The 13272-nt window shown below is 57.1% G+C and carries 10 protein-coding genes; all 10 read left to right on the top strand.

Going from position 1 to position 13272, the window contains the following annotated elements:
* Positions 1-6 precede the first annotated feature (6 nt).
* A complete protein-coding gene (locus tag ACE15A_RS08405; RefSeq protein ID WP_226303013.1) occupies positions 7-1008 on the top strand; it encodes a DUF4123 domain-containing protein in 1002 nt (333 codons plus the stop codon).
* On the top strand, positions 1005-3659 hold the full coding sequence (locus tag ACE15A_RS08410; protein ID WP_064055849.1) for a T6SS effector BTH_I2691 family protein: 2655 nt from the start codon (positions 1005-1007) through the stop codon (positions 3657-3659). Before ACE15A_RS08405 ends, ACE15A_RS08410 begins: the two co-directional genes overlap by 4 nt.
* On the top strand, positions 3656-4651 hold the full coding sequence (locus ACE15A_RS08415) for a putative type VI secretion system effector (protein ID WP_053509568.1): 996 nt from the start codon (positions 3656-3658) through the stop codon (positions 4649-4651). The genes ACE15A_RS08410 and ACE15A_RS08415 overlap by 4 nt, the downstream gene beginning before the upstream one ends.
* Before the next feature lie 12 nt (positions 4652-4663).
* Positions 4664-4933 (top strand): PAAR domain-containing protein, encoded by a 270-nt coding sequence (locus tag ACE15A_RS08420; protein WP_053509566.1) that lies wholly within the window; start codon positions 4664-4666, stop codon positions 4931-4933.
* 5 nt (positions 4934-4938) lie between these two features.
* Positions 4939-6099, top strand: coding sequence for a hypothetical protein (locus ACE15A_RS08425; protein WP_053509564.1), 1161 nt, complete (start codon positions 4939-4941; stop codon positions 6097-6099).
* Positions 6089-9409 carry an ImcF-related family protein gene (locus ACE15A_RS08430; RefSeq protein ID WP_188085449.1) on the top strand — a complete coding sequence of 1107 codons (3321 nt, stop codon included), beginning with the start codon at positions 6089-6091 and terminating at the stop codon, positions 9407-9409. Before ACE15A_RS08425 ends, ACE15A_RS08430 begins: the two co-directional genes overlap by 11 nt.
* A gap of 81 nt (positions 9410-9490) precedes the next feature.
* On the top strand, positions 9491-9802 hold the full coding sequence (locus ACE15A_RS08435) for a hypothetical protein (RefSeq protein WP_053509562.1): 312 nt from the start codon (positions 9491-9493) through the stop codon (positions 9800-9802).
* Complete coding sequence (tssF, locus tag ACE15A_RS08440) at positions 9802-11562, top strand: type VI secretion system baseplate subunit TssF (protein ID WP_053509560.1); 1761 nt, start codon at positions 9802-9804, stop codon at positions 11560-11562. The genes ACE15A_RS08435 and tssF overlap by 1 nt, the downstream gene beginning before the upstream one ends.
* Entirely contained in the window at positions 11526-12623 is a 1098-nt protein-coding gene (gene tssG / locus ACE15A_RS08445; RefSeq protein ID WP_053509559.1) for a type VI secretion system baseplate subunit TssG, read from the top strand. Before tssF ends, tssG begins: the two co-directional genes overlap by 37 nt.
* 1 nt (position 12624) lies before the next feature.
* Positions 12625-13152 (top strand): type VI secretion system lipoprotein TssJ, encoded by a 528-nt coding sequence (gene tssJ / locus ACE15A_RS08450; RefSeq protein WP_071891280.1) that lies wholly within the window; start codon positions 12625-12627, stop codon positions 13150-13152.
* Positions 13153-13272: the final 120 nt, after the last annotated feature.

The raw sequence follows: 13272 nt of genomic DNA on the forward strand, positions 1-13272 counted from the left end.
ACTATCATGTACGATTTCAGTCCGCAGGCCGTCACGCAACAGGCGGACGTTTTGCTGACTCAGGTGCAGGCCGCCATCACTGAGCGTCAGGAATATGTATACCTGCTTATCGACCGGGAGGCATTGCCGGAAGATATGATGCACCCGTTTATTTGCGCACTGATGGACCAGCGCCCGGTGCCGGTCACGCTGCCGCACCGCAACCTGAGCATGGACCGCCATCCCTGGCTGATACCACTCGACCTGACGCAGGCTACCCATCACGCCCTGCTGGAGAGCAGCATCCGTCATGCCCTGGAAGATCAACATCCTGACCGCCTGTGCAATGGTGGCGGTCGGGCAGTTTGCGGCTGGCTGACCAGCCCTTACGAAACCGCTGTCATGGCAAAACAACTCGGTTACACGGCCATTCAGCGGCTGATTTCTGGACAACAGATACTGCTGCGGTATTACGACCCGGCGATACACGGCATCCTGTGGCCGCAACTGGATGATGTGCAGCATGAACGCTGGCTGGGCGTGCTTTCCGGCTGGCATTACCCGGACGGTGATGGCAGGCTCGTCAGCCACGACCATTCTCCGTCGCCATACCCGTATATGACGTTCTCCCTGATGGTGAACCCGGAGGATGAAATTCACATCAGTCAGACCGGTAAAATCGTCCGTGTCCTGGAACACTATCGGCAGGCACATATCAACAAGCCCCGTCACGATGAAGCCACTGCAGTCACGATTATTCGCAGGGCGCTGAAACGCGCGCAGCAGCTGCACGGTTTTGACAACGATACCGACCAGCAGGCGCTGGCGCTCGACTGCCTGCGGTTACATCCTGAACTGGATATGCATCCCCGGATGAAGATTTTGCTTTCACCACGCGAGCGGGAGCCGGACACGGATTACGCCATCTGCACTGGCGCACTGTCTGACCGGGACTGGCAGCAGCTCTGCCACGACCTGAACACCGAAGAGACGAACGCGTCCGCATCTGACGCAAGGAGCCCTGTATGACAACCTCTCCCCTGGGGCCGAAACCCTGCTCACACTGCCAGATATCCGGCCCGGCGATATTGCCGGTACGTTATGCCGTGGTGCCTGCCGGGCTGTCGGCCAGCGTTCCGGCCTGGGCGAAGCCGGACACGCCGTTCCCCACCGGCGACGGCTATGACTACCTGCTGCGCGCCCTGCGTCAGGGCTTTGTGTATGTGTATTACGAAAGTAACCGTCAGTGGGAAGGCTGGTCGGTAGCGGAAGACGGCAGCCTGTGGAAACAGCCCTCCGCTGCGTATGCACGGTCGCAGAAAAAATCTGACTGCACCATGCCGTACCACAACCCAACCAATCTGGAGATGCTCATCCTCAGTCCTGCTGCCCTGAAGGGCAACTGCTGGATTGCATTCACATCGGCCAAATGGCGGACCGGTACGCTGGAGCGCTACGGCTCTGATGCGAACGCCCGTAAGAAACGGATGCAGTGCGTGGAATACTGGCAGTGGACCACGCCTGCTAACGAACAGCGTGTCGCCCAGGCAAGCGTTGAGGTGCTCAATGAAATAGCTGACTACATGACGCCGGGCCCTGCCTGCCCCGTACTGACGCTGCCGTATAACCCGCCGGTACGGCGTATCAGCCGCACGGACAGCGCATCACCGTGGTTTTATTTTGATGAAGGCGAAGTGCGGGCTCAGGGCACCCTGACGTCGTGGAGCCGCCGCCGCTGTGAGCAGGCGCAGCGGACAATAGACGCGATGCAGAAACAGGGGGCCGGGGTTAACCGCTACGACAAACCCATTACCCAACTGGTGGTGGCGCTGGATGATGCGGCGGGTATTGCTCATGAGCTGGCGGGATTCAGTGATGATATGGCCGCCCTGCATGCGGGCTGGCTGGACGAGCTGTCGATTGAGTTTATGAGTGTGCAGTCACTGGCTGGTGCCCGCAACCAAATCCAGCAGATGGAAAAAGCGCTGGCAGAAAAGCACACACTGGATGCCTTCAGCAGTACTGCAAATTACGGCATGGATAAGGTTTCTGGTGGTGTCATCGCGATGGTGCCGGGCGCTGACACGCAGCGTCAGTCGGCACTGAATGATCTGTTGCAACGGGCGCAACTGTCATCAGAACAGGCGGGTGATGAGGCGTTGGCGACCAGTTGGGCGAAGTACGATGCGGAGCTGAATCACGACAAGATAAATGCCTTCAATACCTGTTATGAGCAGTTTTGTAAGGTGATAGCCACCCGGATGGAAGCCCTGCACGGTTTGCGTATCGACTGGCTTAAGTCTGCGCCGTTTATTACCTGTAGCCAGGATTTTTACTCCACGAGTGTGGAGGATAACCTGAGCTACCGCGAAATTGTGGATTATGCGCTGGCCTCGCTGAACCTGACCGATACCGGCGCACAGTGGCTGGACAGCCTGATAAACCAGTATTCTGCGAAATCCGAAAGTAACCTGGTCTGGCGCTCGCTGCTGCTCAATAACCCCGATGTGATAGCCGATATGACCGCCTATCTGGAAAGCCTGGCAAAGAGCCACGGCAAAACAGAGAAAGCGGACGAAGCATCCTTCCTGGCGGCGGTGGCCCCGCTGGCAGGCAAGCTGAATGAAGCATATGCCGGTGCCAATGAAGCACTGGAGCGACCCGCCACGCCGTCTTCATCGTTCTCGCGGATGATGCTGTACTGTGACCGTCGCCTGAGCACATTTGGCGATCGCTTCTTTAACATCAGCCGCGCCGGTAAGTTTCTGGACGGGTTAAACGGGTTGCTGACGAAAACACTGTTCCAGGTGGTATCCGGTGTGTCATTTGATAATGCGGTGCAACTGTCACTCGGGCAGTTACAGGACGGTGATACGTTCAGAAGTCAGCTCCTGGAGGATATGAAGTATTCGGGCGCGGCTGAACGGCGGAAACTTAGCACTCGCTATCAAAGTGATTTTGACAAATTTGCCCAGGGTGCTGAAGGCGAAAGCGCCCTGAAAGGGGCCCGAATCAAATTGCTGGCGCTGTTCTTCAACGGGCTGGAATTCAAAAATCAGCTGCAGGAGAGCAAAGGGGATTCGAAAAGTCATGCGCAGATAGCGTCTGCGTTCCTTGGGACTCTTAGCACAACCACAGAGATTATTGAACCGGCGGTTAAACACGGTATTCAGAATGGGGCCGGAACCACAAGCGTGAAGTTTGTGGGGACCGGTGCAGGGACGACCGCTGCGGTGATCAATCTGGTTCTGGATGCTGAAGATTTATATGCAGAGGGCTTTGCTGAGCATACTCGATGGTCTTATGTCGGATTGTACTTTATGAAGAGTGCCAATGATGTGGGGCTATTAGTTAAATCCAGCGAAGGTCTTATGAAACTTCTGGCCGATAGTGGGATTGTGAGGAAAGAAATTGCGGATGTGGCTGCAAAGTGGGCTGCGGCTGAAGCAATTTCTTGGTTGGCGAGTTGGGAGGTGATGATAGCTCTGTTCCTGATCGAACAACTCATCACTTACTACTTTGGTAACGATTTACAGAAATGGTGTCGGGAGGGCGTATTCGGACTGGAGCCTGATGACAAACTGAAGAGTACCTGGCAACTGGGCCCCAAAAAGCCTCGTGACAAGGAGTATGACAACCAGCAGGAAGAATATCAAAAAGCACTGGGGGCTGTGTTATGACAAAGGACAGGAAATTTTCGGGAGAGTTTATTGCGTTTGATGAAATCAGGCGAAAGAAAAGCCATTGCGAAACAATCATTGAAGTTAACAACAAATGGGCGGTTGAGCATCCTGACGAATGTGATCCTCTAAAGCTTGAACGGGAGAACGAGCAAGCGTCTGCTGAGATAACTCAGTTGGACGCAATCCTGGCAACAGAACCACCACCGCCAGAGCTACCACCTCGACAGCCTTTGTTCAAAGTCAGTGGAATGTTGGAAGAGTTTAGCGTGCAGAAAGTCATCGGTTATTTTACTGATCGTGAATATGACCCAGAAGCCTTTGCTCATCAGGAATCTCGCAACCAGGTAGGGGGATTGTTAGTGGCGATGACAGGCAATACTGCAGGAGCAGCGGTAACAGGCCAAAGTCAGGTTCGAATGAGTGATGCAAGTGATTTTGTACGTGGGAAGATCAATGGCGTTTCATTCAGTGGCTGGCTGGGGAAAACCAATGTAAAGGTTGGTGATTTCGTGGAAATGGCTGTGATGGGTAGAGAAGAACACTATGTCGTATACGCAATAGCTCTCCCCGAACTTCGAACTATCACTATGACGCCATATTGTCGCCATGGGCGAGAAATCGATGTTTTTTATGAGTATCGATCAGGAATTTTTTTGATTGGCGGCTTTTTTACTGTTTTGCTCCTTTTTGTTTTTTTTGCCTCTAAGTCACTTTCTCTTGAGGATTTTTTGAAGCTCGTCGTAATTTCCTATTCCATCACGGCATATGCCTGTTTCCGTGGTGTACGCAAGCAACGAAAAAGGCCTAAACCGACGACGCTTCTGGCCGAGGCCATTTTTACTGTACTTGGTTTTAATGAGCCAAAGCGGGTTGATTTGGAAAAAATCACCAAAGAGCAAATTAAAGTGCTGCCCCCTGATTTATTGACTTCAGATGGCCGTGAAATGCCCTCTCGTACTTCATACCTGGATGGTTTTTTTTACTATTGATAGGAATTTTCTATGAGCAAGGGCATTATTCGTCTGCACGACAAACTTAGCAGCGGCGGGGAAGTGATCTCCGCCTCTTCCACCATGATTATCGACGGTATCAAAGCCGCATTACTCAACGATCTGGTGTCCTGCCCGATTGAAGGGCATGGCGTTAATCGCATTGTGGGGACATCACCGGAATGGCAGTCAGACAGTGAACAGGCTGCTTTTGATGGTGCGCAGTGCCAGTGCGGCTGCACGGTGATCGCCAGCGCCACCGGCGGTATTCTGGGGAGCTGAATCTGATGGCATGGAAAATCCCCGCGCCGGATGCGGTTCACTGGCCTGCCGCGCCGTCGTGGTCAGGCTGGTGGCGGTCGCTGATGTTAAGTTGTTCAGCCGTGGTGATGGCCGGATGCGGTATTTATTTCTGGCTGCATGACTCGCGGGCGCTGGTTTACGCCTTTGCCGGTGTGGTGGTGCTGATACTGCTGTTTGCCGGGATTGCGGGCTGGTGGATGTACCGTTATGGCGTACTCCTGGAGCACGCTGATGGCACCACGCAGTACAACGCCATGCTGGAAGCGCAGTGGCAGAGGTGGGCTCAAGAAGGCATGGTGGTGTCAGGCGTCAGTACTCTTTTCCCTGAACAGGTGCGGACACCGCAGGACAGTGGTGAGCCGGTAAGTACGTTGGCTCCGCTACGTCTGCCTGAATGTCCGGGGGCCACGTATTTGTTTACCGAATTGCTGGCTCCGCTGCGCGTGGCGCTACAGATTTTCATCCGCAATCAGTCGCTGACGGTCTGCCTGCCGGAAAGCGCGTCTGAGGACGACTGGCAATGTTTCCGGTCGGTGTGGGCGGCGCTGTCACTGCCACTGTCGGCGATCCAGCTTTCGGAAATGAAGCCTGAGCCTTTCAGCCGCCAGATGACACTCTGGCAACAGAAAGATGCGGTGCGTACGGGCTGGCTCATTATCCGTCATAACTGGACGCCTGGCAGTGAAGGCACTCAGGGGGCGGTGGCCTGGTTGTTATCTCATCCGGATATCCGTACCGGGCTGCGGCCCTGTGCCACGCTGCACCGTGTGTTCCCCACCGATAATACCTTACCTGACGGTGATCTCCGGCAGTTTCTGCAATATCAGTGTGTCAGCAATACGATGAAAGGCGTGTGGTCTGATGCGGTCACTCAGCCACATATCAGTCGTCTGATGGTCGCCCTGAGCCATCAGCATAAGGCTGTAGCCGAGCAGGGGGAAGCGACGGTCATTCCACCCGCATCACCGGTTCAGCAGTATCTGCCTCACTGGCTGGGCGAGATGAAAGACGGTGAAACATGGTTTGCGGTCACGCAGGCAATACAGATGGCAGAACATACCCGTGAAACGCAGGTGCTGGCACTGGCTAAGGGAAGCGAGGCGTTTTTGATGAGTGTCAGCAGTGGAGGTGAATATGTCGCTTAAGGGACAGGTCTGGCGACCATCGGGGGCAACCCTGTTTACGCTGGTATCGGGAGTGCTGTCAGCCGGAGTGGTATGGCTGCTGGGCAAACATTACGGACTCTCTCCTGCACAGATGGGCCTGGTCTGGCTGGGTGTTCAGGCGTTGTTGACGGCCGTAATGGCTGGCTACCGGTTGTATCAGCAGCGGGAGCCCAAATCAGACGATGACAGGCAGGCTAAAACAGCGCGGGAAAAAGTCTCCACCCCGGCGTATATCACGGAGATGCGTGACTACCTTAAGCATCACTACGGGCTGACCTGGCGCAGTAAAGTGCGGTTTGTGGTGATTTGCGGTTCACCGAACCAGACAGACCTTGCTGTACCGGGCCTGACGGAAGCCGGATGGCTGGAAGCCAACAACGTTGTCGCCGTATGGGGCGGCAGTCTGCTCCCGGGAGCCGACAGCGCCCGTATCGCGGTGCTGCGTAAACTTAAACGCTGTGCGGTCAGCGCGATAGTGCTGGTCTATGACGGCGAACTGCGTCAGGCGATGCAGGGCGACCTGATTGTTCGCCAGCTTAACGAACGCTATAAAAAACTGGGCTGGCGCGTGCCGCTGTATCTGTGGGAAGTGCAGAAGAGCGCGTGGCCACAGGAGGGCCGCGAGACTCAGCCGGTGGGTTGCCTGCTGGCCCCGCACACCACGCCGCCGGAGCTGGTGGAGACCCTGAAATCGCTACCGGACACGTTGATAGAGCCTGGCGTGCAGCAGGGGCTGGGCAGCCATACGCATGATTTCCTGTTGCGTCTGGGCTGGCAGTTGCGTAACGGGATGGCGGAGCGTTTTCATGCGCTGGCGGTGTCGCTGCTCACCGGCCCCTATGCGGTGCCGCTGCGCGGGGTGATGTTCAGCCCGGCGGTTTACCCGAAGGACGGAACCGACAGGCAGCGCTGGCTGCCGGATAACAGCTGGAACGCCATTCTGAACGATTTGCCCTCGCTCAGAATCCAGCGTGCCGGAATGGCGTGGGAGCGCACGCTGTATCAGGCGGTGCTGGTGGCCCTCGGTCTGACCTGCGCGGGCGTACTCTTTTCCTGGAACACCAACCGTCAGGAGATTACCGACGCACAGCAACTGGCAGTAACAGCCCGTGATGAACACCAGAACGCGGATAAACGACTGGCTGCACTGGGTGAGCTGCAGCGGGAGATGGCGCGCCTTCAGTACCGGAGTCAGCACGGCGTGCCGTGGTACAGCCGCTTTGGCCAGAGCCAGAATGATGACCTGCTGGCCCGCCTGTGGCCGGAGTATGCCCGCAGCGCGTTGCCGCTGTTGCGTGATGCCTCCGCCGCCAGGTTGCGTGACGCGCTGACCGCCTGGAATGCGCTACCTGCTGACAGCGACCCGCGGGCAAAACTGAGCCGGGATGCGTATAACTGGCTGAAAGCCTGGCTGATGTTAAACCGTCCGGAGAAGATGGACGCGAATTTCTTCACCTCAACGGTGATGGCCCTCTGGCCACGCCGTGATGGCGTGGCACCCGGTGTCTGGCAGTACGAGGGGCCCCGACAACTGGCCTTTCTGGCGCAGAATCTGCCGTCACACCCGGCCTGGAAAATTGCCTCAGACCCGCAACTGGTCGCCACCACCCGCAGCGCCCTGTTGCGCCTGATTGGTCAGCGTAATGCTGAATCGGCGCTCTACCAGAAAATGCTGGTGCAGGTCTCCCGTAACTACGCCGATATGCGTCTCACCGATATGACCGGCGACACGGATGCCTCGCGATTGTTCACCACCGATGACGTGGTGCCGGGGATGTTCACCCGCCAGGCGTGGGATGATGCGGTTCAACCGGCGATTGATAAAGTGGTCAGCGAACGCCGGGACGAGATTGACTGGGTGCTGAGCGATAACCGGCACCCGGTGATGCAGGATATTTCTCCGGAAGCGCTGAAAGCCCGGCTGACGGAACGCTACTTCACTGATTATGCCAGCGCCTGGCTGGATTTCCTCAACAGCATCCGCTGGCAGAAAGCCTCCACGCTCTCGGATGCCATTGACCAGCTCACCCTGATGGCGGATGTCCGCCAGTCGCCGCTGGTGGCGCTGATGAACACACTCAACACCCAGGGGCGCGCCGGACAACAGCAGGAAGCTCTGACCGACTCGCTGGTGAAATCAGCGAAAAATCTGCTCAGTACCGATGACGCGAAAGCCATCGACCAGAAAGCCGGAGCGCACGGTCCTCTCGATGCAGCCTTTGGTCCTGTGCTGGGGCTGATGGACACGAAGGGCAGTGGTGATAACAGCCTGAGTCTGCAGACCTTCCTCACCCGCGTTACCCGCGTGCGTCTTAAGCTCCAGCAGGTCACCGGTGCCGCCGACCCGCAGGCGATGATGCAGGCGCTGGCGCAGACGGTGTTCCAGGGGAAATCGGTGGATATCACCGATACCCGTGACTACGGCAGTCTGGTGGCTGCCAGTCTCGGTCAGGAATGGAGTGGCTTTGGTCAGGCGGTGTTCGTGCAACCGATGGAGCAGGCCTGGCAGCAGGTGCTGTCGCCCACTGCAGAGAGCATTAATAATCAATGGCAGCAGGCCATCGTCAACGACTGGCAGCAGGACTTCAATGACCGCTGGCCGTTTTCGCCGGATAAACAGAGCGAAGCATCGCTGCCGCTGTTGTCGCAATACCTGCGTAACGACACCGGGCGCATCACGCAGTTTGTGAAAACCAGCCTGGGCGGCGTGCTGCGCAGGGAAGGTCGTCACTGGGTGCCGGATGCGATTGCCGCACAGGGGCTGCACTTTAACCCGGACTTCCTGAATGCCCTGAACCAGCTCAGCGAACTGGCGGATGTGGCGTTTACCGGCGGTGACGCCAGCGTACATTTTGCGCTGATGGGCAAACCGGCCCGTGACGTGATGCAGACCGACCTCTATCTCGACCAGCAAAAGCTGGACTACCACAACCAGGTGGAGAACTGGCAGCCGTTCGTCTGGCCGGACAGCCAGTGGAAACCGCATACCACGTTAACCTGGACCAGCGTCAGCGCCGGAGAGCGTATCTACGCCGACTACCCCGGAAGCTGGGGCTTTATCCGCCTGCTGGACAGGGCGCAGGTCCAGGCCACCGACAACAGCACCTTTATTCTGAGCTGGAAGGTGAAAGACGGCAGTCCGCTGAACATTATGATGCGTACAGATGCAGGTGAAGGCCCGCTGGCGCTGCTGAAGCTGAAAGGGTTCAGACTGCCGCAGCAGGTGTTCCTTGATACGGATAGCGTCCCTGATGTGCCGTCAGATAACGGTGGCGGAGACGGACTGTAATGAACGATTTAACGCTGAGCGGCTTCGGCAACGAATGCGCTATCTGTGACTTATTAAGTACTTATCCTGCAGGGTTTCTCAATGCACTTTTCTCACCATTTCACCAGCTTTAAAGATATGGTCGTAACTGGCGTGCAGGCGCTACTGATGCTGCCTGTTATCCTGATGATGCTGGCATCGGCCCTGATGTGTCCCCGTGCTGCCGGTGCTATTTTCCTGGTACTTAGCGGCGTCCTCTTTTTTACTGATACCCGTACGTTTTACAGAGGTTTTTGGGGCGGGATTCTTGATTGTCTGCTCTCTTTTTGTCCCTTCGTTCTCCTGGTCTGTATCGTCGGGATGATCATCAAGTTCTGTACTGAAAAAGCAAAGATACCAGACGGAGACAGTTAATGGACGACCTGACCCTCCGCTACTTCGACACCGAAATGCGCTACCTGCGTGATGCGGCGCGGGAGTTTGCTGAGCTGCATCCGGAAGAGGCCCGGCAGATGGGACTGACGATGAACGGTGCGATGGATGAGTCTGTGACCCGCCTGTTCCAGGGCTTTGCCTTCCTGATGGGGCGTGTTCGGCAGAAACTCGATGATGACTACCCCGAACTGACCGAAGGTGTTATCAGCCTGCTGTGGCCGCACTATCTGCGCCCGCTGCCGTCGATGTGCGTGGTGGAAATTGCCCCTGAGCCGGACGGACTCAAGCACAGCGACACGGTGCATCAGCACACCGAAGTGATTTCCGCGCCGGTGGGCGACAACCGGATTCGCTGTCGTTACCGCACCACGCGACCGCTGACCCTGCAGCCGCTCGCCCTTGAGACGGCGAGTGTCTTTGCGGAGCCGGAGGGTGCCAGCGCCCTGCGTTTGCGTTTTTCCTGCGGTAACACGGCGGACTGGCGGCGGCTCGACCTCTCCGCGCTGCCGGTATACCTGAACGGCGATGCGCCGCTGGCCTCACTGCTGCATCTGTTTCTGACCCGCCGGGTGGCCCAGGCCTACCTTCGTTTGCCGGGCAATATGGACCGCCAGCCCTTACCGCTGCGCTTTCGCGCCAGCGCCTTTGATGATGATGCGCATCTGTGGGAGGTGGAAAAGAGCGGGTACAGCAGCTATCAGCATCTGCTGGAATACTTTACCTTCCGCGAGAAGTTTATGTTCGTCTCGCTGGAAGGGCTGGAGCAGGTTGCCTGGCCTGAAACGCTGCCCTGGTTTGAGCTGGAGTTACGTTTCACGCAGCACTGGCCGCACGATTTCACGGTCAGCGAAGAGAACCTGCGCCTGCACTGCGTGCCGGTGGTGAACCTGTTTCGCCTCGATGCGCGTCCGCTGGCGATTAATGCAGAACAGACCGACTATCGCCTGCAGCCGCTGCGCGATGATGACCCGCATACCGAAATCTTTGCGGTTGAATCCGTGGCGGCCTCGTTTGAAGAGGATGCGCTGCGTTACACATCGTTTCGTCTCTTTGAACAGCAGGGCGGGATGTACCGGCGTGAGCGACCGGCCCGCTACTTTCATACCCGCGTGCAGCGTGGCCCCTCCGGGCGTACGGAAACGTGGTTAATCCTCGGTGGCGAAGCGTTTGAACGGGAGCGCCTGCAGCCGGATGACCCTCTGGCGCTGAGCCTTACCGGCACCAATGGGTGTCTGCCGCGTAAAACCCTGCAGAGCGTGTTGCTGGAACAACTCTGCGGCACACAGCAGACCCCGGTGCGCGTGCGTAACCTCTGTCGCCCCTCCATACCCTGCTATCCGCCCAGTGAGAATCGTTTTCACTGGAAGTTGCTGAGCCACCTGGGCAGCAGCTTTCTGTGGATGATGAACAATGCAGAGGTACTGCGTAATACCCTGGCGCTCTATAACTGGGCGGACAGCGATGTTAACCGTCGCCGTCTGAATGGCATTCTCAGGGTTGAACACCACCGGCTGGAATACTGGAAACGCGGCTTACAGCGGGGCGTGGACATTGAAGTGACCCTCGACACCACGATGTTTACCGGTGAGGGCGATGTCTGGCTGTTCGGCAGCCTGCTCAACCGCTTCTTCGCGCAGTACGCCGATATGCACCTGTTTAACCGCCTCACCCTGATACTGCAACCGACAGGACACTGCCTGCGATGGAAAGAGAACCATCAGTCAGCTTTACGACGCTAAATGACGCGTTCGGCGAACGCCTGCCGTACACCCATTTTTACCGCTTTCTGCAGTGGCTGGAAAAGACGCATCCTGAGTATCCACCACTCGGCAGCAGCAGGCGCATCGGCGATGACCCGGTGCGTCTGCGTCCGTATGCCGGAATGGGCTTTCCGGCAGGTGAGTTTAAGGGCATTGAGATTAATCCGGATGATAATCCGGATTCGCCGCCCACGGTCAGAACCACCTTTATGGGGCTCTACGGCATCACGTCGCCGCTGCCGACCCAGTATATTGATGACATCACGCAACGGCGTGAGGGTCATGAGACGGTGGAGCACTTTCTCGATATCTTCAACCACCGGCTGATAACCCAGTATTACCGTATCTGGCGTAAGCACAGTTACCCGGCTTCGTTTGAGGATGGCGGCACCGATGCCATTTCACAGTGCCTGCTGGGACTGGCGGGGCTTGGTATTCCCGGCACCGCTGAACACCTGGACACTCCGCTGTCGCGCTTTCTCGGCATGCTGCCCGCTCTGCAGGTGCCGGGGCGGACTGCCGAAGGGGTGGCTCAGGTGGTGAAAATGGTCACGCCGGATACGACGGCCACGGTGTTGCCGCACCATAAGCGGCGGGTGGAAGTTCCGGAACTGACGCTGAGTACCGCCGGAGGATTTTGCCTGGGGGACCATCTCGTGCTGGGCGGTGTTGCCACCGATGTCAACGGTACCATTGATATACGGCTGTATACCGAAAGCAAAGCGGATTTGCAGGGCTGGTTCCCCCCGGATTTTACGCTGTATAACGATTTACTGGCCCTGCTGCGGGTCTATCTGGGCTGGCGCTACGATGCGCATATTTCCCTGACGTTCCCGCGCCGGTTACTGCCCCGGCCACGGCTGACCTGCCAATATTCTGACGATTCGGTATACATGGGGTACTCCTGCCTGCTGGGGCACGACCCTGACGATATGACACCGGACCCGGCGATGCCGGACCGTCTCACCGTCAGCCTGGGCTATTACGAAGGACTGCAGAAAAATCCACAACACCGCGAGGTGACAGACGTTGAAGAGTGATATGACGAAACAATACCGACTGCTGGCCGCGCTGCTGCCGCTGGCTTTTCTCCTGTCCGGCTGCGGGCTGACCCAGAGCGTCAGCGACGGCACGAAATCGGTGGTAACGGCCATCTTTTACAAGACGGTGAAAACCCTGCGTCTCGATCTGAAGGCCCGTGCAGCACTCAATCCCGATGAAGACGGGATGCCGCTGGCAACGGATGTGTGGGTCTACCAGTTGAAAGATCGTCAGGCGTTTGATAAGGCCGATTATGCGGCACTGCAGTCTGATGCTAACACCGTACTGGGCGCTGACCTGGTGGCCGAAAAGGATGTGTGGGTGCGTCCAGGTAATACCGTCTCGCTGGATATGCTGCTGGATGAGAAAGCGCAATATGTGGCGCTGGTGGCACAGTTCCGCTCACCGGATGCGCGTAAGAACGACTGGCGACTGGTGCTGACACGGGATGACCTCGATCCTGATAAGGCGCGTACCGTGTCACTGGAGGGGAATTCACTGATGCTGAAAACGTCTGATGATAAATAAAGAAAATCATGAAATACGGATGGAAGTTATATGACCAGGACATAATGAATGTGTGGTTCGTGATTTGAGAATACCACGTTTTCCGCCGTGCGCTGGAAGATACCTGGAAAAGTCAGGAGG

The organism is Salmonella sp. HY31 (assembly GCF_042604575.1).
Lineage (GTDB): Bacteria > Pseudomonadota > Gammaproteobacteria > Enterobacterales > Enterobacteriaceae > Salmonella > Salmonella diarizonae.